The following is a 22,763-nucleotide window of genomic DNA, read 5'->3' as shown; positions in this document are numbered from 1 at the left end:
GGGTAGGGACTCAAGGCGAGAGCGGGGGAGGGGCGTTGCACATGGCCAGGGAATTCCAGCGCGGCCACAAGGCCAGGCTGGTCGATCTGACGGCGGAACGGGACCTGTACATCGGGGTGCAGATCGCCGGCCCCGGCTTGGCTTTCGACATCAGCTGCTTCGGTCTGGACGCCGACGAGCGGCTCTCCGACGACCGCTACTTCGTCTTCTACAACCAGCCCGAGGCCCCCGAGCAGGCGGTCCGCCTGCTCGGCCCGCAGGCCGGCGACACCGGGTCCTTCCACATCGCGCTCGACCGCCTTCCACCGCACATCCGGAAGCTGACCTTCACCGCCGCCCTCGACGGCGAGGGGCAGATGGCGCAGATCGGCCCCGGCTGCCTCCGGATCGTGGCCGGCGGCCAGGAGGTCGCCCGGTATCCGTTCACCGGCGGCGAGTTCAGCACCGAGCGCGCCGTGATGCTCGGTGACCTCTACGTCAAGGACGTCTGGCGGTTCGCCGCGGTCGGCCAGGGTTTCGACGGCGGACTGGAGGCGCTGCTGACGAACTTCGGCGGCGAGGTCCTGGAGGAGGACGCCGCCGGGGAGGCACCGGCGCCGCCGGCCACCGCGCAGGGCGGGCCCGATTTCACGCTGTCGCCGCCGGCCCCGGGGCCCGCCCCGGTCCCGGTCCCGGTGCCGCCTGCCGACGTCGCGCCCGCCCCGGCCCCGCCCGTGCCCGCCGTCCCCGACCCGCGCGAGCCCGCGCCGCACCACCCGCAGCCGGCCCCGCCCCCGCTGCCGCAGCCGGCCGTTGCGCAGTCCCCGCAGCCCGCCGCCGCGCAGATCCACAGCGCGCCGACGGTCATTGCGCCGATGTTCCCGCCCGGCGGCCCGGTGCCGCCCCCGGGTGTCCAGGGGCCGCCCCCGCCGCCGGGAGTGCAGGGGCCTCCGCCGCCTCCGCCGCCGCCACCGGGCCCGCAGGGACCACTGCCCCCGCCGCCCCCGCCGCCGTACGGCCAGGTGCCCGACGGCTTCCCGGCCGGTCAGCAGCCCCCGCCGCCACCGCAGTACGGCCAGCAGCCGCCTCCGCCCCCGCACTACGGGCAGCAGCCGCCTCCGCCGCCCCCCTACGGTCAGCAGCCCCCGCCACTGCCGCAGTACGGCCAACAGCCCCCGCCGCCCGGTGGATACGGCGCGCCCCAAGGCCCGCCCGCGCCGCTCCCGCCGCCACCGCAGTACGGCCAGCCGGGCCAGCAGCCCCCGGGGGCCCCGTACGCCCCGTATCCGGGGCAGGGCGCGCCCCTCCCCGAGGACGGCGGTACGGGGCCGTGGCACCGGCCCGAGGCTCCGGGAGCCCCCGGCGCGCCGCAGGGCGACCCGCACCGGGGCCGCTGACCGGTGCGGCCGCGGCCGACCGCCGCGCCGCCCCGCTGTACACATGCGTCCGGCGCCCGCCCCGAGGAGGGGCGGGCGCCGGACGTGATGATGCGTCAGGAATCCGTGGACAGCAGCGCCCGGGTCTCCTCCACCAGGCGCACCACCGACGCGTCGGCGACCGCGGGCACCTCGTCGTAGCGGAACCACCGCAGGTCCAGTGACTCGTCGCTGATCGCCGCCACCGCGTTCGCGGGCGCCAGCGCGGCGTACTGCACGTCCAGATGCACCGCGCAGGGCGTCCGGTGCCGGTCCAGCCGCACCGGTGCGGCGCCCAGCAGCCTCAGCCCGTGCGCGATCCCGGACTCCTCCCGCGCCTCGCGCAGCGCCGCATCGGCCAACGAGGCGTCCTCGGGCTCGCAGTGGCCGCCCATCTGGAGCCACATCTCCAGCTTGCGGTGCAGGGTGAGCAGCACCCGCCCGCCGACCGGGTCGATCACCAGCGCGCTGGCCGTGATGTGCCCGTCCTTGCACGGCTTCCACATGCCGTCCTGATGGGCCACCAGGTGGTCCAGATAGGCCAGCCGCAGTTGCTCCTGATCAGCCGACGGCGCGGGCCATTCCTTGAGCACCCGCGCCGCGTCCGCATGCAGACTCACTTGGTGCCGTCGCCCTTGCCCTCGTCCTTGCCCTCGCCCTGGGGGCCGCGCTCGGCGGGGCCGTCCCCGGAGCCCTCCGCGGCGCCGTCCGCGGCCCGCTTGGTGAGGTCCGGGCCGCCGCCGCTCGCCGCCTCGCCCAGCATCTTGTCGAGCTCGGAGAAGTCGGCGTGCTCGTGGTGCACGAAGCCGTCCGGGTCGTCGAGGTCGGCCGCGGTCGGCAGCATGTCCGGGTGCTCCCACAGGCCGTCGCGGCCGTCCAGGCCCCGGGCGTCCGTCAGGGAGGCCCACAGCCGCGAGGCGTCCCGCAGGCGCCGCGGACGCAGCTGGAGACCGATCAGCGTGGAGAACGTCTGCTCGGCCGGGCCGCCGGTGGCCCGGCGCCGCCGCAGCGTCTCGCGGAGCTTGTCCGCGGACGGCAGGTGCGGCTTGGCGGCGGCGTGCACCACCGCGTCCACCCAGCCCTCGACGAGCGCCAGCGCGGTCTCCAGGCGGGCCAGCGCGGCCTTCTGCTCCGGGGTGTCCTCGGGCTGGAACATGCCCCCTTGCAGGGCGTTCTGCAGCTCCTCCGGGTGCTGGGGGTCGATCTGACCGACCATGTCCTCCAGCTTGGTCGTGTCGACCTTGATGCCGCGCGCGTAGCCCTCGACGGCACCGAACAGATGCGAGCGCAGCCACGGCACATGGGCGAAGAGCCGCTGGTGGGCGGCCTCGCGCAGGGCGAGATAGAGCCGCACCTCCTCCTCGGGGACGCCCAGACCGGCGCCGAACGCCTTGACGTTCGCCGGCAGCAGCGCGGCCTTTCCGGCCGGGACCAGCGGCAGCCCGACGTCGGTCGAACCGACGACCTCGGAGGCCAGCACGCCCAGCGCCTGCCCGATCTGGGTGCCGAACATCGCGCCGCCCATGGAGCGCATCATCCCGAGCAGCGGGCCCGCCATGGCCTGCATCTCCTCGGGCAGCACATCGCCCATCGCCGCCCCGACCCGCTCGGCGAGCGGGTCGACCAGGTCCTTCCACACCGGCAGGGTCTCCTCGACCCACTCGGCGCGGCTCCAGGCCACCACGGTGCCGGCGCCCGACGGGAGCGACGTCACCCCGTCCAGCCACAGGTCAGCGAGCCGTACGGCGTCCTGGACGGCCGACCGCTCACCGGGGGAGACGCTGGCGTCCTTGCTGCCGTCCTCGGCGCCCTGCGCGACGGTCTGCCGCGCGATGTCCTTGGCCATCTCCCAGTTCACCGGGCCGCCCTCGTAGGAGAGCATCTGGCCGAGCCGCTGGAAGGCGGCGCCGAGGTCGCCAGGGTTCATCTGGCCGCCGGGTCCCCCCATGCCGCCGAAGAGCGCCGCGAACGGATTGTCCGCGCCACCGCTCCCGCCGCCGAACCCGAAGGGGTTCGCGGGGCCCTGGCTACCTCCCTGGCCGCCCTTCTGCTTGCCGTTGTCGCCGTCCTCCGGCTCCTCCGGCGGAAGGCCGAATCCAAATGGGGTGTCACTCACGGGTTTCCTCGGCTCGTAGGGCCGCCGGCCCTACGCCGACGGCGGCTGCCCGACATCACCTCCAGCGTAGACACTCGCTCCGCCCTGGGGCTCGGTGCTTCGCTGTCCCGGTGGCTGCGGCAGGATGGATGCCACCTGGTACGGGCGCGTCCGACGCGCCCGTACTGAAGACAACCGCTGGAGACGCCCGGTGAGTTCCCCAGATCCAACCGTTCGCGCAGCGCGAAACGCTGCCGCCACAGCCGAACAGGCAGACCGCACCCCGGTCGACGCCGACCGGCCGCTGCGCCGCCCCGTCGTCGCCGTCACCGGAGCCGCCTCCGGGGTCGGCGCGCTGCTTACCCGTGCCCTGGTCGCGTCCGACGAGGTCAAGCAGGTGGTGGCCATCGACGAACGGCCCGGCGACGTCCCCGAGGCGCAGTGGCACGTGCTGGACGTACGCGACCCCGCCATTGCCGACAAACTGCGTGGAACGGACGTTGTCGTCCATCTCGCCCTCGATCTCGACCTGGAGACCGACGCCACGGCCCGCACCGCCTACAACGTGCGCGGCACCCAGACGGTGCTGACCGCCGCCGCGGCCGCCGGCGTCCACCGGGTGGTGCTGTGCACCTCCGCCATGGTCTACGGGGCGCTGCCCGACAACGACGTCCCGCTCGCCGAGGACGCCGAACTGCGCGCCACGGCGGACGCCACCGGGGTCGGCGACCTCCTGGAGATCGAGCATCTGGCGCGCCGGGCCCCGCGCGCCCACCCGGGCCTGAACGTCACCGTGCTGCGCCCCGCCGTCCTGGTGGGCGGCACCGACACCGCACTGACCCGTTACTTCGAGTCGCCGCGCCTCCTGGTCGTCGCCGGATCCCGCCCGGCCTGGCAGTTCTGTCACGTGGAGGACCTGGTCAGCGCCCTGGAGCACGCCGCCCTGGAGAAGGTCGAGGGCGAGCTGGCGGTGGGCTGCGACGGCTGGCTGGAGCAGGAGGAGGTCGAGGAGCTCTCCGGTATCCGGCGCATGGAGCTGCCGTCCTCGGTGGCGCTGGGCGCCGCCGCCCGGCTGCACCGGATCGGCCTGACGCCGTCGCCCGCCGGGGACCTGGCCTACACCATGCACCCCTGGGTGGTCAGCGGCAGCCGACTGCACGACGCGGGCTGGCGGCCCCGGTGGACCAACGAGGAGGTCCTCGCCGAGCTGCTGGAGGAGGTCGCCGGACGGCACACGGTCGCCGGCCGCCGACTCGGCCGCAAGGACGCGACCGCCGCCGGCGCGGCCGGTGCCACCGTCGCCCTCCTGGGCACCGCGGCCCTGGTCCGCCGCGCCCGCAAGGCCCGCCGCCGCATCTGACGCCACCGGGGCCGCCCGACCGGTGACCGTCCGGTGGGCCGTCCCGTAGGCCGGTGGGGTCGGGCACCAGGGCCGTGGACTGTACGAGCCTCCATACGGGGCGCCGGACCCCCGGTGGAAACGGCCATTCCCCGGGGTGCCCCCGGTACGGCACGATGGGACCATGTCTGGCACGCACACCCGCCCGTCCACCGGCCGCGACCACCCTGGTGAGCAGGGCGCCGCGGACCCCATCCGGCTCCTGGAGATCCGCGACAGCGCGCTGTCCGTGGACGAGGTCTTCGCGGCCGTCGGGGACCAGGCGGCGGGCGGCACCGCACTCTTCGTCGGCACCGTCCGCTCGCACGACGGCGGCTCGGACGTCGACGGACTGGGCTACTCCGCGCACCCGACCGCCGGGGAGGAGCTGCGCCGGGTGGCCGAGAAGGTCGTCGCCGACTACCCGGTCCGCGCGCTGGCCGCCGTCCACCGGGTGGGCGATCTGGCCATCGGCGATCTGGCCGTGGTCGTCGCGGTCTCCTGCCCCCACCGCGCCGAGGCGTTCGCCGCCTGCCGCAAGCTGATCGACGACCTCAAGCACGAGGTCCCCATCTGGAAGCACCAGACGTTCTCGGACGGGACGGAAGAGTGGGTCGGCGCGTAGCGCCGTCTTCCGGGGCCGAACCGGTACCCCGGGTTCCGGTTGCGTAACCGGCTCCCCGGCACCAGCGTTGACCTGGCAGATGGTTAATCTGCTTATTTGTCGATCGCGGGCGCGCAAGGGGTAGGGAGGTCGCCATGGGAGCGCTGCTCTGGCTGCTGATTCCGGTGCTGGCCGGGCTGATCGCTGCGCTGTGGAGCAGCTGGGCCATGCGCAACCGCCGGTCCGGGGACGTCGCCGAGCTGGCGGGCTACGCCCGGTTCCGCGCCGCGATGGAGAAGGAGCACGCCGCTCCCGCCTCGGCCGCGCCCGCCCCCGAGCACGCCTCGGAACCGGCCTGACGTCTCCGGTGCCCGGTCCGGTGCGGCCGCCGGTCCCCGTACGGACGGCCCCGCGGGCCGGTTGTCATACCCGTCCCGTACTGTCGTTCCATGCCACGCCGCACCGCGACGCTGCTCGCCTCGACCCTGATGCTGATCGCGCTGCTCTGTGCCGGGGTGCTGATCCCCGTTCCGTATTCCGAGATGTCGCCGGGCCCGACGGTCAACACCCTCGGCGACCACAACGGTGAGCCGGTCCTCCAGATCTCCGGCCGGAAGACCTATCCGACGACCGGGAATCTCAACATGACCACGGTCCGGGTCACCGGGCCGGACTACAACATGAACCTCTTCGAGGCGGTCTACGGCTGGCTGGACCCGAGCAGTGCGGTGGTGCCGCACAAGACGCTCTACCCGGAGGGCCAGACGGCCGAGCAGGCCGATCAGCAGAACGCCGAGGAGTTCACTCAGTCCCAGGAGAGCGCCAAGACCGCCGCGCTCCAGCAGCTGCACATCCCGGTCGCCAGTCAGACCGTCGTGGGGGCCGTCGTCAAGGACAAGCCGGCCGACGGGCTGCTGCACGCCGGTGACGTGATCAAGGCGGTGGACGGCCAGAGCGTCCAGCAGAGCGGCGACGTCGCCAAGTTCGTCACCCGGCACAAGCCGGGCGAGAAGGTGGTCTTCACCGTCATCCCCGCCAAGGAGGCGGCCGCGGCGGAGAAGCAGGGCAAGCGGCCCGAGGGCCCCGGCAAGCAGATCACGATCGCCACCGCGGCGGACGGCGGCCGTGCGGTGGTGGGCATCCAGGCCCAGGTGGACCACATCTTCCCGTTCCCCATCGACGTGAAGCTCGCCGACGTCGGCGGCCCGAGCGCCGGCCTGATGTTCGCGCTCGGCATCGTCGACAAGCTCACGCCCGGCGGGGGTCTGACCGGCGGCAAGTTCATCGCCGGCACCGGCACGATCGACGACCAGGGCAAGGTCGGCCCGATCGGCGGCATCTCGATGAAGACGATCGGCGCGCGGGACAAGGGCGCGGAGTTCTTCCTGACGCCCAAGGAGAACTGCGCGGCCGCGGCGAAGGACACCCCCAGCGGGCTCCGGCTGGTCAAGGTCAGCACCATAGGAGACGCGGTGCAGGCGCTGGAGAAGATCCGCAAGAACGACACCGCCGGCCTGCCGAGCTGCAGCCCGGCAGGCCGTTAGCGGGGGGCGACCGGCGGGCCGTCCGGCCCGCCGTGCGGCTACTCCTCGAAGGTCGCCGCCAGCGCGTCCGCGAGGCCGGGGACCAGCGTCTTGCCGGTCAGCACCTCGGACGTGGAGTCCTTCTCGCGCAGCCGCAGCGCCGATTCGCGGGCGCCGTCCCGGAGGACGGCCACCGTCATCCGCACCTCCTGGCGCTCGGGGTGCTCGGCGACCCACTTGGCGAGCTGCTTCTCGGACATGCCCGCCGGCTCGGCCTTCTCGGCGGACGGCGGGAGCATCAGGCGCTCCACGGTCAAGGCGCAGCCGACGACGGCGTCCGGCCAGGCGATGGTGGCGAGGAACTCGTCCAGCGGCGCGCCGGCCGGGATCTCGTCCTGCTCGATGGGGGTCAGGGAGGCGTCGGCGGACTCGTCGATGCCCAGCTGGGCGGCGAGCGAGGGCTCCTGCGCAAGGAGCTTGGCGGTGTCGACGAGGGCGAACAAACGGGCGGGCTGATCCCAGCCGAGCCCGGCGGTGTACTCGTCGATTTCGAGTACCGCACGGGTCAGCGGGTCGGCGGCGAGCGGGGTGCCGTCAACGGGGAGGTTGGTCATGCCCAACATCGTGCCTTGTGAACCCCGGAAATCGGGAACCGAGTAAAGCCGTCGTAAGTTGCATCACTGGGTCCTACTATCGCCGGGCCCGCCCCACACGACAGCGAACTTCGAGGTGCGCACCTTGGCTTTCCAGATGCCGGACCGCGGCGGAGGCCCCACCGGGCCACGGATCAGAGTCGGCCGACCGTCGCGACGGCTGCGGACCCTGCTCATGACGTTGGGCGTGCTGGCCGTATTGGCCATGCTCTTCGTGATGTTCTCGGGATTCTGGACCGACTGGCTCTGGTACCGGTCGGTCCACTTCTCCTCGGTCTTCACCACCACCCTGCGGACCAAGATCGGTCTGTTCTTCGCCTTCGGCGTCGTGATGGCGGTCGCCGTCGGCGTCAACATCTGGCTGGCGCACCGGCTGCGGCCGCCGCTCAGCGCGATGTCCATGGAGCAGCAGAGCCTGGACCGCTACCGCATGGGCGTCGCCCCGTTCAAGAAGTGGGCGCTGGTCGCGGTCACCGCGGTGATCGGGCTGATCGCCGGGGCCTCCGCCTCCGGTGAGTGGCGCACGTGGCTCCAGTGGGTCAACGGCGTCCCGTTCGGCACGACGGACCCGCAGTTCCACAAGGACGTCTCGTTCTACGCCTTCGATCTGCCCTGGTACCGCTTCCTGTTGAGCTTCGGCTTCGCCTGTGCGGTGCTGTCCCTGGTGGCCGCCGCGCTCACCCACTACCTCTACGGCGGGCTGCGGCTGACCAGCCCCGGTTCGCGGGCGACCGCCGCCGCCACCGGCCACCTCTCGGTGCTGCTGGGCATCTTCGTCTCCCTGAAGGCGATCGCCTACTGGCTCGACCGGTACGGCCTGGCGGTGAAGTCCAGCGGCCTGAAATCGGCCGACAACTGGACCGGTCTGCGCTACGTCGACGCCAACGCCTATCTCCCGGCGAAGACCATCCTGTTCTTCATCGCGGCGATCTGCGCGGTCCTGTTCTTCGCCACCCTCTGGCGGCGCACCTGGCAGCTGCCGGTGATCGGGTTCGGCCTGATGGTGCTCTCCGCCGTGCTGATCGGCGGGCTCTACCCGGCGATCGTCCAGAAGTTCCAGGTCCAGCCGAACGAGCAGGCCAAGGAAGCGCCGTACATCAAGCAGAACATCAAGGCGACCCGGGACGCGTACGACATCCAGGACTCCGAGGTGACGCCCTACAAGGGCAACAACAAGCCGGCCACCAAGGAGGACAGCCAGCGGCTCCGGGACGAGGCGGACACCACCGCCAGCATGCGCCTGCTGGACCCGAACGTGGTCTCGCCGGCCTTCCAGCAACAGCAGCAGGTGCGGGCCTACTACCAGTTCCCGTCCACCCTGGACGTCGACCGGTACAAGGACAAGGACGGCAAGGAGCAGGACACCGTCATCGGCCTGCGCGAGCTGAACATCGCCGGCATCCCCGAGCGCAACTGGATCAACGACCACTTCAAGTACACCCACGGCTACGGCGCGGTCACCGCCAAGGGGACCGAGATCGCCGACGGCGGCGGCCCCCAGTACACCGAGTCGGACCTGCCGTCCAAGGGGCAGCTCCCGCCGCACGAACAGCGCGTCTACTACGGCGAGAAGACCACCCAGTACTCCATCGTGGGCGGGCCGCAGCAGGAGCTGGACTACTCCGACGACAGCGGTGAGAAGAGCTACCGCTACCAGGGCAAGAGCGGGGTCAGCCTGTCCAACCCGATCAACCGCGCCGCGTACGCGGTGGCGTTCGGGGAGCCGCAGATCCTGTACTCCGGCGCGATCGGCGACGGCTCGCGGATCCTGTACAACCGCACGCCCAAGGAGCGCGTCGAGTCCGTCGCCCCCTGGCTGACCATCGACGGCGACGCCTACCCGGCGGTGATCGACGGCCGGATCCAGTGGATCGTGGACGCGTACACCACCAGCAACGGCTACCCATACGCCTCGCGCACCACCCTCGGGGACAGCACCGCCGACTCGCTCACCGACGGCCAGCGGGCGGTGGTGGCCCAGCAGAACCAGGTCAACTACATCCGCAACTCCGTCAAGGCGACGGTCGACGCGTACGACGGCACGGTCAAGCTCTACCAGTGGGACACCAAGGACCCGGTCCTCAAGACCTGGATGAAGGCGTTCCCCGGCACGGTCGAGAAGAAGAGCTCCATCAGCCCGGACCTGGAGGCCCACCTGCGGTACCCGCAGGACCTCTTCAAGGTGCAGCGCCAGCTGCTGACCACGTACCACGTCACCGACCCGGGCACCTTCTACACCGGTTCGGAGCGCTGGCAGATCCCCAGCGACCCGACCACCAAGTCGGGCAACGCGGTGCCGCCGTACTACCTGAGCATGAAGATGCCCGACCAGAAGGAACAGGCGTTCTCGCTGACGACGACCTTCACGCCCAACAAGAAGGACAACCTGGGCGCCTTCATGGCGGTCGACGCCGATGCGACGAGCTCCGAGTACGGCAAGATCAGACTGCTGAAGCTGCCCGCGCAGACACCGGTGCCGGGCCCGCAGCTGGCCCAGTCGAAGTTCAACTCCGACCCGACGATCGCCAACGAGCTGAACATCCTCAAGAAGTTCGGCGACTCGGAGATCGAGTACGGCAACCTGCTGACCGTCCCCCTGGACGGCGGGCTGCTCTACGTCGAACCGGTCTACCTGCGCGGCGCCAACACCAACTACCCGCTCCTGAAGAAGGTGTTGGTGAGCTACGGCGACAGCAAGCCCGTCCTGGAGAACAGCCTCAAGGATGCGCTCGACGTCGTCTTCGGCAAGAAGGCGCCGAGCACGGGCTCGGAGACCCCGCCCGGCGGCGGTCAGACCGGCGAGCAGCCGCCGCCGTCCGGCCAGACCGTGCAGCAGGCCCTCTCGGACGCCGAGAAGGCGTACGACGACGGTGAGAAGGCACGGGTGGCCGGCGACTGGGGCGCGTACGGCGAGGCCCAGAAGAAGCTGAAGGCCGCGCTGGACCGGGCGGCCAAGGCGTCCGAGAAGGGCGGCAAGTCGGGCAGTTGAGCCGCTGCCGCGGACCGAGGTCCGGTGGCCGCCGGTGCGAACCGGCGGCCACCGGGGCCCGTGTGTCAAGAGTGGCCCCCGTGGCGTGATACGTTGGAGTCACAACGGCGCGGGGTGGAGCAGCTCGGTAGCTCGCTGGGCTCATAACCCAGAGGTCGCAGGTTCAAATCCTGTCCCCGCTACTGAAAGACCAAGGCCCGGATTCCTTGAGAATCCGGGCCTTTGTCATGCGTTCGGGTCAAAGCTCGTCAGGGGCGGGTCGGAAAACCCATGGGGGAAAGCTGTGTGCTTGAGTTTGGCATGTCGCCGTGTCGGGAAGTCGACAAACCGCTGAAGTGACCTCACCGGCTGCGGTATACCAGGTGTACGCGGGTTACAGGTGATGCGACGATGGTTCTTATGGGGGACAAGGCAAGGTTGTTGGAGACGGACAGGTTTGTGCAGGCGCCCGATGAGGGGCGCGATTCCGAGATGACGATGGACGCGATGGAGGCCGACAGCACGGCCGAGGCGTCCGACGCGGTGACCGAGACCGGGTACCGCCGCGCCGCCGAGGCGGGCGACACCGCCGCCATGAGCGCACTGGGTGCGATGCTGCTGCGCCGCGCCGACCTCGACGGAGCCGAGCCGTATCTCCGCTCCGCGGCCGCCGCCGGGGACCGGGCCGCGGCCAACAACCTCGGCGTCCTCCTGCACCAGCGGGGCTACGCCGACGAGGCCGCCGGCTGGTGGCGGATCGCCGCCGTCGCCGGATCCGCCGCCGCGGCGCACGCCCTGGGGCGCCACTACCGCGAGCGAGGCGACGAACCGGCAGCCGAGTACTGGCTGCGCCAGTCCGCCGAGTCCGGCCACTACCTGGGCGCGTACGCCCTCGCCGACCTCTTGGAGCACCGCGGGGACATCGGCGCCGAGCGCTGGTTCCGCGCCGCCGCCGAGCGCGGTCACCGCGAGGCCGCGTACCGGCTCGCCCGGGTCATCGAGGGCGGCCGCGACGCCGACCGCCGGGCGGTGCCCGCCTACGGGGAGTTGACCCAGCAGGCCGAGGCCGAGCAGTGGTACCGGCAGGCCGCCGCCCGCGGCCACCGGCGGGCCGCGCTGCAACTCGGCGCGCTGCTGGAGGAGCGCGGCGACATCCAGGAGGCCGGCCGCTGGTACCTCTCCGCGGCCAAGGACGGCGAGGCCCGTGCCGCCTGCGCGCTGGGCTTCCTGCTGCGTGACGCGGGGGACGAGGAGAGCGCCGCGGAGTGGTGGCGGCGGGCGGCCCAGGACGGCGACGGCAACGCCGCCAACGCCCTGGGCGCGCTCCATGCCGACCGCGGTGAACTCCAGACCGCCGAGCGCTGGTACCGCGCCGCGCTGGACGCCGGGGACGTCAACGGCGCCTACAACCTCGGCCTGCTCTGCGCCGAGCAGGGCCGGGCCGGCCAGGGCGAGCAGTGGTACCGCCGCGCCGCCTACGCCGGCCACCGCGAGGCCGCCAACGCGCTGGCCATCCTGCTGCTCCAGCGCGGCGACGCCTCCGGGGCCGAGCCGTGGTTCTCCAAGGCGGCCGAAGCCGGCAGCGTGGACGCCGCGTTCAACCTCGGCATCCTGTTCGCCGGGCGCGGCGAGGAGCGGCTGGCGCGCTCCTGGTACGAGCGGGCGGCGGCCGCCGGGCACACCGAGGCGGCGCTCCAGGTCGCCATAGCGCAGCTGCGCGACGGCGACCTCCCGGACGCGGAGCGGAACCTGCGTTGCGCGGCCGGCGGCGGCAGCGCCGAGGCGGCCTTCCGGCTCGCCGACCTCCTGGACCGCCGGTCCGCGGAGGCGGACGGCGAGCGGTCCGGGGACGAAGAGAGCCGGCAGTGGTACGAGCGGGCCGCCCGGCAGGGTCACCGCCGCGCTCAGGTCCGGGTTGGCATGTTCGCGGCGGCTCGCGGGGACGCCGTCGAGGCGGCGGCCTGGTACCGCGAGGCGGCCGAGGCCGGCAGCCGCAACGGCGCCTTCAACCTCGGGCTGCTGCTGGCCCGCGAGGGCAGCCTTCCCGAGGCCGCCCTGTGGTGGCAGCGCGCCGCCGAGAGCGGGCACGGCCGGGCGGCGCTGCGGCTGGCGCTGATCGCCGCCCGTCGTGGGGCGCTCGCGGAGGCCCAGCGCTGGTGCGCGCGGGCCGTGGAACTTGGTCCGCCGGAGGTGGCGGAGCGGGCGGCCCGGCTGCGGGCGGCGCTCCAGGAGGAGCTGAGCGCCTGACGCCGGCGGGCGGGGCCGGTGGCTCCGGTGCCCGGGACGCGGTCGAGCGGACCGGGTCCCGGGCCCTGTTCCCGGGCGGGGCGGAAGGGATTTGCGCTGGTCGTCGCGGTGGGGTTACAGTAAACCCACAACGACGCGGGGTGGAGCAGCTCGGTAGCTCGCTGGGCTCATAACCCAGAGGTCGCAGGTTCAAATCCTGTCCCCGCTACTGCAAGTCGAAGGCCCGGATCCTTGAGGATCCGGGCCTTCGGCGTATCCGGCGTATCCGGCTACGGGCGGTGCCCGACCGCCTCCGCGTACAGGTCGCGGTCCACGAGCTTGTTCTCCGGCAGCGGCGCCCCCTTGGTGACGCCGGCGTCACGGTAGGCCCGTTGGAGCCGGTCGGTGGTGCCCTTCCTGATCTCCCAGTCCATCCGGAGCGGGGGTACCGACTCAAGGATCTTCGGGTCCACCTTCAGCAGCCCGGCCAGTTCCGTGACGAAGGCCCGGTCCGCCTTGTAGTCGCCGGCGAAGTAGGTGTTGACGGTGCGGATGTAGGCGCGGAGGAAGGCGACGCCGGCGTCCGGGTCCTTCTGGAGCAGGTTCGGGCCGTACAGCGCGCCGCCGAGCGGTTCGCCCTGCGGCTGGCCGCCGAGGAAGGCGTACTGCGGGTTGCCGTCCACCTGGCGCCACACCGGGTCCAGCAGCCAGGCGGAGTCCACGCCTCCGCCGGTCAGCGCGGTGAGGACGTCGGCGGAGCCGAGCTGCTGGAAGGTGACGGAGTCCAGGCCGGCGCCGTGGGCGGCGAACGCCCGGTCCATCGGGTACATGATCACCGAGCCCTTGCCGATCATGGTGCCCAGCGTCGTGCCCTTGAGGGAGGCCGAGGACGCGTTCTGCCCGTTCTTGAGCCGCACCCACAGGCCGCTCCGGGACTTCGGGCCGGGGGAGAAGTTCCCCGCCACCCAGCGGATGTCGAAGCCGCCGTTGACGCCGTTGACCACGGCGGCTTCCGGCGCCGCCCAGAGGGCGTCCAGGTCGCCCTTGGCCAGCAGCGGCAGGGCGTCCGGGGTCGGTAGCACCTTCAGCCGGACGTCCAGGCCCTCCTTGCGGAACTCGCCCTTGGCCAGGGCGACCCGCAGGGGGGCGACGTACTCGGCGCTCAGGGTGCCGGTGGCGACGGTGAGGGTGCGGTGCCTGGTGAGGGGGGCGGGAGCCGGGGTCCCCTTGGCGCAGCGGGCCGGTGCGCGGCCGGGGGAGAGGTCGGCGGGGTCGGTCCAGGAGGGGGCGCCGCAGCCCCGTACGGCCTTGATGGTGCGCGGCTTGGCGGGGGCGGCGGGGTCGGGACCGGCGGCGCAACCCGCGGTGAGGGCGAGCGCGGCGGTCAGGGCGGCGACGGCGGCGGTGGCGCGGGGCCGAAAGCGGGGGCGGGGGCGAGTGCGCATGGGACCTCCGTACGGGCCGGTGTGCCGGGGGTTCGGGGGCCTGGGGGTGCCCTGGGACGGTGGGTGCGGGCCGGTGTGCGGGCCGGCCTCTAGTTCTGTGCGCGGCCGCGGTCGCGGGGTGCCCAGGGGGTGAGGAACCGCCCCGCCAGCCGCACCAGTTCGGAGAAGACCACGCCGAGCACGGCCACGCAGACGATGCCGACGAACATCACGTCGTTCTGGAACAGCGCCCGGGAATCGAAGATCAGGTGGCCGAGCCCGTCGGCCGCGGCGATCTGTTCCGAGGCGACGATCACCAGGACGGCGACGCCCGCGGCGATCCGGGCGCCTACGAGGACGGCGGGCAGTGACGCGGGCAGCAGGACGTGCCGGAACATCTGCCAGCGGCCGGCGCCGAAGACCCGGCCGGCGTCCCGGTGGCCCGCGGGCACGGCGAGCACCGCCGCCATCGTGGAGATCCAGACGAAGAAGAAGACGGTGGCCGCCACCAGGGCGATCTGCGGGCCCTCGCCGAGCCCGAACATGTTGAGGAAGATCGGCAGCAGGGCCAGCTTGGGGACGACGTAGAGGGCGTCCAGGAGCGGTTCCAGGGCGGCCCGCACCAGTGACAGGGAGCCCATCAGCAGGCCCAGCAGATAGCCGCTGACGGTCCCGGCGGCGTAGCCGGCCAGGACGCGCTGGAGCGTTGCCCGGACGTCCGGCCAGAGTTCGCCGGCCAGGGCGCGGTGCCAGCCGTCGGCCAGGATCGTGGAGGGCGCCGGATAGACCCGGGCGTCTATCCAGGACCGCGCGGCGGCCAGCTGCCACAAGAGGACCAGCAGCAGGGGCACGGCGACCGCGAGGGAGATTTCGAGCGTGCGTCGGCGGCGGTGGGCGCGTTCCGGTTGGAGTTCCTGGGGGCCGGGGCGCCGGACCAGGAGGCGGTCGGGGCCGGGTCTGTCCTTGTGGAGGGCGGTGGTCATGCGGGTGCGGCCCCCTCGGGGTCGGTGGTGGTCCGGCCGGCGACCTCACCGCGCAGCAGTTCCCACAACTCGGCCTTCAGGGCGGCGAATTCGGGGGCGGCGCGGACCTCTCCGGTGCGCGGGCGGGCGAACGGCGGGCGGCGTTCGGCGATGATCCGGCCGGGTCGGGCGGACATCACCAGGACCCGGTCGCCGAGGACCAGGGCCTCTTCGAGGCTGTGGGTGATGAAGAGGGTGGTGGTGCGGGTGGTCTGGGTGAGGGCGAGCAACTCGTCCTGGAGGATGGTCCGCAACTGGGCGTCCAGGGCCGCGAACGGCTCGTCCATCAGCAGGATCCCTGGCTCGACGGCGAGCGCGCGGGCGATGGCGACGCGCTGGCGCATGCCGCCGGAGAGGGCGGCGGGGTAGGCGGCCGCGAAGTCGGCGAGCCCCATCCGGGCGAGCCAGGACCGGGCCCGCCGGTCGGCCTCCTTGCGGGGCACGCGCTGGATGTCGAGCCCGAAGCGGACGTTGGCCAGGACGGTCTTCCAGTCGTAGATGCCGTAGTCCTGGAAGATCATCGCGGCCGGGCGGTCGCCGCTCGTCCGGAGTTCCAACTCGCCCGCGCTGGGCCGCAGCAGCCCCGCGGCGATCCGCAGCAGGGTCGACTTCCCGCACCCGGACGGCCCCACGACGCAGACGAACTCGCCGGGCGTGATCGCCACGTCCACCGGCCCGAGCGCGGCCAGCGCCCTGCTGCCCCGCCCGAACGACCGGGCCAGCGCGCGGGCTTGGAGGGCTGGGGGGTGTGGGGCCTGCGTGGATCGGGCGGCTTGCGGGGGTGGTGGGGTGGTGTCCGGGGTGGCTGGAGGCGCGGGTGGTGTGGGTGGTCTGGCTGATCTGGAGGGTGGGGGCGTTGCGGGTGGTCTGGGTGTCGGGGCGGGGGACGGGTGCGGCTCTCCCACGGGGTGCTCCTTGCGGAGTGCGGACAACGTGCCGCCGGGGCGCCGGCCGGGCGTTCCCGGGAGGCCCGGGGCACGGTCGGTCCCGATGGCCGAAAAACGCGGCGCGCCGACGATATGACGGACCGTCAGATATGGGCAAGGGGCTTGCGGTGCGGGGGTTCGCGCGGTGTGCCGCCGCTCCGTGGGCGTTTCCTGCGGACCGCTCCGCATATGCGGTGCGGTGCCGGAGGCCCGGTCGCCGCCGGAGGGGCGTGGGGCGGGAGGTCCGTGGGGCGCGGGAGGTTCGTAGGGCGCGGGAGATCCACGGGGCGCTGGTGAGCCGAGGTGCGCGGGAATGCCGGGGACGCCGGAGGCCCGTGGAACGGCTGGTTCGCGGGTGGCGGTATGGCGCGTACGCGGGGTGCGTCGGCGGCCGGGCGCGGTCCGGGTGGCAGTCCGCCGTAAGGGACGCGGCCCGGGAGGCGGTCGGCTCGGCGGACCGGGCCCTGAAGGGGCGGCCGCGCGGGGTGCGGCCCGGGGTGGGGGCCCGGGGGTGGCGGCAGCGGGGTGTGCGGCCCATGGGCGCGGCCCGGGACGGGCCCGGGCCCGGGTCAGGGCTGGGTGCTGCAGGTGGGGCAGATGCCCCGGTAGGTCACGGTGACCTCGGAGACCTCGAAGCCGTAGCGCTCCGGCTCGGGCAGCGCGGAGAGCGGGTCGCCGTGGAGGTGCACGTCGCGGATCGTGCCGCAGCGCGAGCAGACGAGGTGCTGGTGGTCGTGATGGGCGTTGGGGTCGTAGCGCTTGGCGCGGCCGTCGGTGCTCACCTCGATCACCTCGCCGAGCGAGACCAGCTCGCCGAGGGTGTTGTAGACCGTGGCGCGGGAGATCTCGGGGAGGCGCTCGGACGCTTTGGCGTGCACTTCGTCGGCGGTGTAGTGGACGTGGTCCCCGTCCAGGACCTCGGCGACGACGCGACGCTGTGCGGTCAGCCGCCAGCCGCGTCCCCGGAGTCGTTCCAGCAGGTCACTCATGCCAATCACCTATCAGTCAGATAGACACCAGGGTAGCAGCGGTCGTCCATCATCGGATCAAGTACGAGTTTCGGATGCTTCTTGACTTAGACAATGTCCAATGTAGGATCGGCTTGGGCGAAAGCCAAGGGCAGGTGTACGAGACATCAGGAGGCGCACGTGTCGGTAGAGAGCACCACCGGACCGCTGACCACGGAGACCGGGGCTCCGGTCGCGGACAACCAGAACAGCGAGACGGCCGGTGTCGGCGGTCTCGGTCTGATCCAGGACCAGCTTCTGATCGAGAAGCTCGCGCACTTCAACCGCGAGCGGATCCCGGAGCGCATCGTCCACGCCCGTGGGGCCGGCGCGTACGGCACCTTCACCGTCACCGCGGACGTGACGAAGTACACCCGCGCGAAGTTCCTCTCCGAGGTCGGCAAGCAGACCGAGACGTTCCTGCGCTTCTCGACCGTCGCGGGCAACCTCGGTGCGGCCGACGCGGTGCGCGACCCGCGCGGCTTCGCGCTGAAGTTCTACACCGAGGAGGGCAACTACGACCTCGTCGGCAACAACACCCCGGTGTTCTTCATCAAGGACGCCATCAAGTTCCCCGACTTCATCCACACCCAGAAGCGCGACCCGTACTCCGGCTCGCAGGAGGCGGACAACGTCTGGGACTTCTGGGGCCTGTCGCCCGAGGCGACCCACCAGGTGACCTGGCTGTTCGGCGACCGCGGCATCCCCGCCACGTACCGCCACATGAACGGCTACGGCTCGCACACCTTCCAGTGGAACAACGAAGCGGGCGAGGTCTTCTGGGTCAAGTACCACTTCAAGACCGACCAGGGCATCAAGAACCTCACCCAGGACGAGGCCAACAAGCTCGCCGGCGAGGACCCGGACAGCCACCAGCGGGACCTGCGCGAGTCCATCGAGCGCGGTGAGTTCCCGACCTGGACCGTCCAGGTGCAGATCATGCCGGCGGCCGAGGCGGCCGACTACCGCTTCAACCCGTTCGACCTGACCAAGGTCTGGCCGCACGAGGACTACCCGCCGATCGAGATCGGCAAGCTGGAGCTCAACCGCAACCCGGAGAACATCTTCGCCGAGGTCGAGCAGTCGATCTTCTCCCCGCACCACTTCGTGCCGGGCATCGGCCCGTCCCCCGACAAGATGCTCCAGGGCCGCCTCTTCGCGTACGGCGACGCGCACCGCTACCGCGTCGGCATCAACGCCGACCACCTCCCGGTGAACCGCCCGCACGCCACCGAGGCGCGCACCCACGGCCGCGACGGCGTGCTCTACGACGGCCGCCACGGCCGCCAGAAGAACTACGAGCCGAACAGCTTCGGCGGCCCGACCGAGACCGGCCGGGCGCTGTGGCAGCCGTTCCCGGTGTCGGGTGAGACCGGCGAGACCGCGGCGCCCTCGCACGCCGAGGACAGCGACTTCGTCCAGGCCGGCAACCTCTACCGCCTGCTGTCGGAGGCGGAGAAGGAGCGCCTGATCAACAACCTGGCGGGCTTCATCGCCAAGGTCTCCCGCGACGACATCGCGCAGCGCGCGATCGAGAACTTCCGCCAGGCGGACGCGGACTACGGCAAGCGGCTGGAGGCCGCGGTCCAGGCCCTGCGCGGCTAGCGGTCCCGCGCGGTCCGGCCGCCGCCCCCGTGGCGGCGGCCGTCCGCGGGGCGACCGACCGCCGCTTGCCGTACATGCCGAAGAGGCCGGATGCCATGGGGCTCCGGCCTCTTCGTGCGTATGCGTGCCGGCATACGCCCGCCCGCGCGCCCTCGGGAGGCGGGTGTCGCGCCGGGGCGCGGAGCGCCCCTCAGGCCGCCGCGGCCGCCCGCTCGGAGACGTCGGACCAGCAGCGGATGATGTCGCGGACCGAGACGATGCCGACCGGTTCCAGGTCGTCGAGGACGACGAGGTGGCGGAAGCCGCCGCGCACCATGGCGCCCGCCGCGTCGTCCAGGGTCCAGTCCGGGGCCGCGAAGACGACGTCGGACGTGGTGTGGCTCTGTGCGGTCTCCCGGTCGGGGTTCTCGCCCGCGCCAAGGGAGTTGAGGATGTCGCGCTCGGTGAGGATGCCGACGCCGTAGGTGTCCTTGTCGAAGACGACGGCCGCGCCGATACGGCGGGCCGCCATCAGTCGCGCCGCCTGGCGGAGGGTGTGAGCGGGCCCGATGGTGAGGACCACCGTGCTCATGGCGTCTTTGACGAGCATGGGCATGGAGAAGAGCCACCTCCTTGGTTGCATGTGAATATGCGAAACGATTCACAAGTTCACAAAGTGGGGGGTTCTCATGTTCACATGCTCTCGGGCGCACAACAAGGGGCAGATGTTGGACACCAGTCCGAACATCTGCCCCTGTGCAGGTCGGCGGGGGTTATCCGGTGGGAAATCCGGTCCCGTCCGCGCGGTGGCGGGTCAGCTCCGGCTGTCGCCGAGGTACGACAGCAGCTCCTCGTGGAGCAGGCCGTTGGAGGCCGCCGCGTTGCCGCTGTGCGGGCCAGGCCGGCCGTCCAGACCGGTGAAGCGCCCGCCGGCCTCCTGGACGATCACCGCGCAGGCCGCCATGTCCCACAGCGACAGCTCGGGCTCCGCGCAGATGTCCACCGTCCCCTCGGCGACCATCATGTACGGCCAGAAGTCGCCGTAGGCCCGGGTGCGCCAGCAGTCCCGGGAGAGTTCGAGGAGGCCGGAGAGCTTGTCGCGCTCCTCCCAGCCGGTCAGCGAGGAGTACGCGAAGGACGCGTCCTGGATGCGGCCGACCTCGGAGGCGTGGAGCCGGGACGCCGAGGTCAGGCTGCGGCCGCTGAAGGCGCCCAGGCCCTCCGCGGCCCACCAGCGGCGGTTCAGCGCCGGGGCCGAGACGAGTCCGACCACCGGGCGGTCACCGCCCTCGCCGCGCTCCATCAGGGCGATCAGGGTCGCCCAGACCGGCACCCCGCGGACGTAGTTCTTGGTGCCGTCGATCGGGTCGATGATCCAGCGGCGCGGCCCGGTGCCCTCGCTGCCGAACTCCTCGCCGAGCACCGCGTCCCGCGGCCTGGCGCGCTGGAGCTGACCGCGGATCAGCTCCTCGGCGGATTTGTCCGCCTCGCTGACCGGAGTCATGTCCGGTTTGGTCTCCACCTTGAGGTCGAGGGCCTTGAACCGCTCCATGGTCGCGGCGTCCGCGGCGTCCGCCAGGACGTGTGCCAGGCGAAGATCATCGTGATAGTCGGGCATGTGCGAACAGTATCCACTGGTATACGCGGGAGCCACACGGCCATGCCGCGCCCTCCGGGTGGTCTGCCCGCGGATTACCACCGGCCCCGCCCCGGAGGGGTGCCCGCGGCAGGTCTTGACAGCCCCTGACGGCACGTCAATTCTGTGCACGGTCCGCGGTTCGGGCGGAGCCAGGGAGGTGGCGGATGCCCTCGGCGCACGAGGCCCTGCTGGACGCCGCCTACGCGGCGCTGCTGACCCGGGCCTGGGCGGACGTCCGGATGGTGGAGGTGGCGGCCGCGGCCGGGGTGTCCCGGCAGACGCTCTACAACGCGTTCGGCAGCAAGGCCGGGCTGGCCCGGGCTCTCGTCCGCCGGGAGACCGAGACCTATCTGGCCGGAGTGGAGCGGGCGCTCGCTCCGGGTGGTGCCGGACCGGCCGGACCGGCGGACGACGCGGCCGCCCGGATGACCGCTGCGGCCACCTGGACGCTGCGGACCGCCCGAGCGAACCCGCTGGTCAGGGCGGCACTGACCGGCTGCTGGGGGGACCGGTTGCCGGCCTGCCAGGCCGGGCCCGCCGAGCTCGTCGGGCGGTTCCGCGAACGGGCGGTGGCGGCGCTGGCGCCCGGCCGGCCCCGGGAGGAGCTGCCGGCCCTGGACGCCGCCTGCGAGACCGCGGCCCGGCTGACCCTGTCCTGCGTGGTCGCTCCGGCAGGTCCGGAGCGGGCCCCGGACCCGGTCCGGTCACCGGCGGACGTGCGCGTGACGGTGCCGCGGCAGCGGACGCGGCGGGAGCCCGACGGCGAGACCGAGGCGGTCTCCCGGCTCGTCCGGAGCGCCTTCGCCGGGCTCACGGGCTGATCCGGGCGCCCCCGCGGACATCAGTGCGCCGAGCCGGACAGCTGGAGCCCGATCACCCCGACGATGACCAGGGAGATGGAGACGAGCTTCAGCGTGGAGACCAGGTCGCCCAGGAAGACCATGCCGTAGATCGCGGTGCCGGCCGCCCCGATGCCGGTCCAGACCGCGTACGCCGGGCCGACGTCGAGCTTCCGCAGCGCCAGCGTCAGCAGGCCGAAGCTGCCGAGTGCGAAGACCGCGAAGGCGATGGTCGGGTAGAGGCGGGTGAAGCCGTGCGACAGCTTGAGGCAGACCGCGAAGCCGGTCTCCAGCAGCCCCGCCACCACGACCAGCAGCCACGCCATATCCCATTGCCTCCGTCAGCTCCGCGACCGCTTCAGCCAGGCGACCACTTCCGACCGGACGGGACCAGACCGGACCGGTCCTGCCACGTGGGTGATTATGCCCGCGCCTCGGACGGGTGGCAGGGGTTTGCGGTGATCAGTCGCCCTCGCGTCGCTCGCGGGTCGACAGCAGCCGGCGCAGGGAATACAGGCGGGCCGGATCGGCGTGCCCTGCGGCCACCCACGCGTCCAGCGCGCAGTCCGGTTCGTCGTGGCTGCACGCCCGGGGGCAGCCGTCGGTGCCCGGCTTCAGGTCCGGGAAGGCGTGGATGACCCGGGACGGGTCGATGTGCGCCAGCCCGAAGGACCGCACGCCCGGGGTGTCGATGACCCAGCCGGTGTCGCCGGGCAGCGGCAGCGCCAGCGCCGAGGTGGTGGTGTGCCGGCCGCGGCCGGTGACCGCGTTGACATGCCCGGTGGCCCGGCGGCGCGCCGGTACCAGGGCGTTGACCAGGGTCGTCTTGCCCACCCCGGAGTGCCCCACGAAGGCCGTCATCCGGCCGGTCAGCTGCTCCCGGATCCGCTCGGCGGCGCTGCCGTCGGTCAGTTCCTCGCGGTTGGTGACGACGTACGGGACGCCGAGCGCGCCGTAGGACTCCAGCAGCGCGTCCGGCGCGGCCAGGTCGGACTTGGTCAGCACCAGCAGCGGGTCCAGCCCGGCGTCGTAGGCGGCGACCAGGCAGCGGTCGATCAACCGGGGCCGGGGCTCCGGGTCGGCGAGCGCGGTGACGATCGCGAGCTGGTCGGCGTTGGCGACCACCACCCGCTCGTACGGGTCGTCGTCGTCGGCGGTGCGGCGCAGCGTGGAGCTGCGCGGCTCGACCCGCACTATCCGGGCCAACGTGTCCTTGGCGCCGCTCAGATCGCCGACCACGGCGACCCGGTCGCCGACCACCGCGCTCTTGCGGCCCAGTTCGCGGGCCTTCATGGCGGTGACCATGCGGTCGTCGATGAGGCAGGTCAGCCGGCCCCGGTCGACGGTCAGGACCAGGCCCTCGCAGGCGTCCTCGTGCTTGGGGCGGATGTTCGTCCGCGGGCGGTTGCCCTTGCGGTTGGGGCGGACGCGGACGTCGTCCTCATCGGGGTTCTTCCCGTAGCGGCGCATGGTGCGGCGAC

The 22,763-nt window shown here is 72.5% G+C and carries 19 protein-coding genes, 2 tRNA genes and 1 pseudogene; 11 read left to right on the top strand and 11 right to left on the bottom strand.

Annotated elements, in window-relative coordinates; all coding sequences use genetic code 11:
* Positions 1–41 precede the first annotated feature (41 nt).
* Positions 42–1,217, top strand: a pseudogene (locus CG747_RS02525) (TerD family protein); the annotation flags it as partial.
* Between the two features lie 254 nt (positions 1,218–1,471).
* Here CG747_RS02525 and CG747_RS02520 read toward each other — a convergent pair.
* Both CG747_RS02520 and CG747_RS02515 read right to left on the bottom strand, forming a co-directional pair.
* Positions 1,472–2,014, bottom strand: a complete 543-nt coding sequence (locus tag CG747_RS02520; protein WP_100599897.1) for an NUDIX hydrolase — start codon at positions 2,012–2,014, stop codon at positions 1,472–1,474.
* Positions 2,011–3,510, bottom strand: coding sequence for a zinc-dependent metalloprotease (locus CG747_RS02515; RefSeq protein ID WP_100599896.1), 1,500 nt, complete (start codon positions 3,508–3,510; stop codon positions 2,011–2,013). Before CG747_RS02515 ends, CG747_RS02520 begins: the two co-directional genes overlap by 4 nt.
* Positions 3,511–3,700: 190 nt before the next feature.
* Here CG747_RS02515 and CG747_RS02510 point away from each other — a divergent pair, with 190 nt between their 5' ends.
* The 4 genes from CG747_RS02510 (at position 3,701) to CG747_RS02495 (ending at position 7,015) form a co-directional block, all read left to right on the top strand.
* Complete coding sequence (locus CG747_RS02510; protein ID WP_100599895.1) at positions 3,701–4,849, top strand: SDR family oxidoreductase; 1,149 nt, start codon at positions 3,701–3,703, stop codon at positions 4,847–4,849.
* A gap of 163 nt (positions 4,850–5,012) precedes the next feature.
* Positions 5,013–5,492, top strand: coding sequence for a molybdenum cofactor biosynthesis protein MoaE (locus tag CG747_RS02505; RefSeq protein ID WP_100599894.1), 480 nt, complete (start codon positions 5,013–5,015; stop codon positions 5,490–5,492).
* A gap of 134 nt (positions 5,493–5,626) precedes the next feature.
* The gene (locus CG747_RS02500) at positions 5,627–5,830 is read left to right on the top strand and encodes a hypothetical protein (protein ID WP_100599893.1); all 204 of its coding nucleotides are present in this window, start codon (positions 5,627–5,629) and stop codon (positions 5,828–5,830) included.
* Between the two features lie 90 nt (positions 5,831–5,920).
* A complete protein-coding gene (locus tag CG747_RS02495; protein ID WP_100599892.1) occupies positions 5,921–7,015 on the top strand; it encodes a PDZ domain-containing protein in 1,095 nt (364 codons plus the stop codon).
* 38 nt (positions 7,016–7,053) lie between these two features.
* On the opposite strand, the gene CG747_RS02490 is transcribed toward CG747_RS02495, so the two are convergent.
* A complete protein-coding gene (locus CG747_RS02490; protein ID WP_100599891.1) occupies positions 7,054–7,608 on the bottom strand; it encodes a PPA1309 family protein in 555 nt (184 codons plus the stop codon).
* A 214-nt stretch (positions 7,609–7,822) separates the two neighbouring features.
* On the opposite strand from CG747_RS02490, the gene CG747_RS02485 reads away from it, so the two are divergent.
* The 4 genes from CG747_RS02485 (at position 7,823) to CG747_RS02470 (ending at position 13,070) form a co-directional block, all read left to right on the top strand.
* The gene (locus tag CG747_RS02485; RefSeq protein WP_100599890.1) at positions 7,823–10,636 is read left to right on the top strand and encodes a UPF0182 family protein; all 2,814 of its coding nucleotides are present in this window, start codon (positions 7,823–7,825) and stop codon (positions 10,634–10,636) included.
* A gap of 108 nt (positions 10,637–10,744) precedes the next feature.
* Positions 10,745–10,818: transfer RNA gene (locus CG747_RS02480), tRNA-Met, on the top strand.
* A gap of 208 nt (positions 10,819–11,026) precedes the next feature.
* Positions 11,027–12,862: a tetratricopeptide repeat protein gene (locus tag CG747_RS02475; RefSeq protein ID WP_180985350.1), complete on the top strand. Its 1,836-nt coding sequence runs from the start codon at positions 11,027–11,029 to the stop codon at positions 12,860–12,862.
* Between the two features lie 134 nt (positions 12,863–12,996).
* A tRNA-Met gene (locus CG747_RS02470) sits at positions 12,997–13,070 on the top strand.
* Between the two features lie 61 nt (positions 13,071–13,131).
* On the opposite strand, the gene CG747_RS02465 is transcribed toward CG747_RS02470, so the two are convergent.
* From CG747_RS02465 to CG747_RS02450, 4 genes are all read right to left on the bottom strand, one after another.
* The gene (locus CG747_RS02465) at positions 13,132–14,286 is read right to left on the bottom strand and encodes an ABC transporter substrate-binding protein (RefSeq protein ID WP_100599888.1); all 1,155 of its coding nucleotides are present in this window, start codon (positions 14,284–14,286) and stop codon (positions 13,132–13,134) included.
* Positions 14,287–14,375: 89 nt separating this feature from the next.
* Complete coding sequence (locus CG747_RS02460; protein ID WP_100599887.1) at positions 14,376–15,248, bottom strand: ABC transporter permease; 873 nt, start codon at positions 15,246–15,248, stop codon at positions 14,376–14,378.
* Positions 15,245–16,009 carry an ABC transporter ATP-binding protein gene (locus CG747_RS02455; protein ID WP_100600074.1) on the bottom strand — a complete coding sequence of 255 codons (765 nt, stop codon included), beginning with the start codon at positions 16,007–16,009 and terminating at the stop codon, positions 15,245–15,247. Before CG747_RS02455 ends, CG747_RS02460 begins: the two co-directional genes overlap by 4 nt.
* 773 nt (positions 16,010–16,782) lie before the next feature.
* Positions 16,783–17,202 carry a Fur family transcriptional regulator gene (locus CG747_RS02450; protein WP_100599886.1) on the bottom strand — a complete coding sequence of 140 codons (420 nt, stop codon included), beginning with the start codon at positions 17,200–17,202 and terminating at the stop codon, positions 16,783–16,785.
* Between the two features lie 93 nt (positions 17,203–17,295).
* On the opposite strand from CG747_RS02450, the gene CG747_RS02445 reads away from it, so the two are divergent.
* Positions 17,296–18,825, top strand: a complete 1,530-nt coding sequence (locus CG747_RS02445; RefSeq protein ID WP_374701729.1) for a catalase — start codon at positions 17,296–17,298, stop codon at positions 18,823–18,825.
* Between the two features lie 190 nt (positions 18,826–19,015).
* Here the strand turns inward: CG747_RS02445 and CG747_RS02440 are convergent, their stop codons facing one another.
* Together CG747_RS02440 and hisN are read right to left on the bottom strand one after the other, a co-directional pair.
* Positions 19,016–19,414 carry a cyclic nucleotide-binding/CBS domain-containing protein gene (locus CG747_RS02440; RefSeq protein WP_100599884.1) on the bottom strand — a complete coding sequence of 133 codons (399 nt, stop codon included), beginning with the start codon at positions 19,412–19,414 and terminating at the stop codon, positions 19,016–19,018.
* 204 nt (positions 19,415–19,618) lie between these two features.
* Complete coding sequence (hisN, locus tag CG747_RS02435) at positions 19,619–20,422, bottom strand: histidinol-phosphatase (protein ID WP_100599883.1); 804 nt, start codon at positions 20,420–20,422, stop codon at positions 19,619–19,621.
* Between the two features lie 185 nt (positions 20,423–20,607).
* On the opposite strand from hisN, the gene CG747_RS02430 reads away from it, so the two are divergent.
* Positions 20,608–21,264: a TetR/AcrR family transcriptional regulator gene (locus CG747_RS02430; RefSeq protein ID WP_100599882.1), complete on the top strand. Its 657-nt coding sequence runs from the start codon at positions 20,608–20,610 to the stop codon at positions 21,262–21,264.
* A 20-nt stretch (positions 21,265–21,284) separates the two neighbouring features.
* Here the strand turns inward: CG747_RS02430 and CG747_RS02425 are convergent, their stop codons facing one another.
* Entirely contained in the window at positions 21,285–21,608 is a 324-nt protein-coding gene (locus CG747_RS02425) for a multidrug efflux SMR transporter (RefSeq protein ID WP_100599881.1), read from the bottom strand.
* 136 nt (positions 21,609–21,744) lie between these two features.
* The gene (gene rsgA / locus CG747_RS02420) at positions 21,745–22,752 is read right to left on the bottom strand and encodes a ribosome small subunit-dependent GTPase A (RefSeq protein WP_100599880.1); all 1,008 of its coding nucleotides are present in this window, start codon (positions 22,750–22,752) and stop codon (positions 21,745–21,747) included.
* Positions 22,753–22,763: the final 11 nt, after the last annotated feature.

It is taken from the genome of Streptomyces sp. CB02959 (genome assembly GCF_002803155.1).
GTDB lineage: Bacteria > Actinomycetota > Actinomycetes > Streptomycetales > Streptomycetaceae > Streptomyces.
This window is presented reverse-complemented; position numbering and strand designations above follow the sequence as displayed.

Coding starts and splice junctions, on each gene's coding strand:
- CG747_RS02505 (WP_100599894.1), top strand. CDS start 5,013: ATGTCTGGCACGCACACCCGCCCGTCCACCGGCCGCGACCACCCTGGT.
- CG747_RS02500 (WP_100599893.1), top strand. CDS start 5,627: ATGGGAGCGCTGCTCTGGCTGCTGATTCCGGTGCTGGCCGGGCTGATC.
- CG747_RS02495 (WP_100599892.1), top strand. CDS start 5,921: ATGCCACGCCGCACCGCGACGCTGCTCGCCTCGACCCTGATGCTGATC.
- CG747_RS02490 (WP_100599891.1), bottom strand. CDS start 7,608: ATGACCAACCTCCCCGTTGACGGCACCCCGCTCGCCGCCGACCCGCTG.
- CG747_RS02485 (WP_100599890.1), top strand. CDS start 7,823: ATGACGTTGGGCGTGCTGGCCGTATTGGCCATGCTCTTCGTGATGTTC.
- CG747_RS02475 (WP_180985350.1), top strand. CDS start 11,027: ATGGTTCTTATGGGGGACAAGGCAAGGTTGTTGGAGACGGACAGGTTT.
- CG747_RS02465 (WP_100599888.1), bottom strand. CDS start 14,286: ATGCGCACTCGCCCCCGCCCCCGCTTTCGGCCCCGCGCCACCGCCGCC.
- CG747_RS02460 (WP_100599887.1), bottom strand. CDS start 15,248: ATGACCACCGCCCTCCACAAGGACAGACCCGGCCCCGACCGCCTCCTG.
- CG747_RS02450 (WP_100599886.1), bottom strand. CDS start 17,202: ATGAGTGACCTGCTGGAACGACTCCGGGGACGCGGCTGGCGGCTGACC.
- CG747_RS02445 (WP_374701729.1), top strand. CDS start 17,296: ATGTCCAATGTAGGATCGGCTTGGGCGAAAGCCAAGGGCAGGTGTACG.
- CG747_RS02440 (WP_100599884.1), bottom strand. CDS start 19,414: ATGCTCGTCAAAGACGCCATGAGCACGGTGGTCCTCACCATCGGGCCC.
- hisN (WP_100599883.1), bottom strand. CDS start 20,422: ATGCCCGACTATCACGATGATCTTCGCCTGGCACACGTCCTGGCGGAC.
- CG747_RS02430 (WP_100599882.1), top strand. CDS start 20,608: ATGCCCTCGGCGCACGAGGCCCTGCTGGACGCCGCCTACGCGGCGCTG.
- CG747_RS02425 (WP_100599881.1), bottom strand. CDS start 21,608: ATGGCGTGGCTGCTGGTCGTGGTGGCGGGGCTGCTGGAGACCGGCTTC.
- rsgA (WP_100599880.1), bottom strand. CDS start 22,752: ATGCGCCGCTACGGGAAGAACCCCGATGAGGACGACGTCCGCGTCCGC.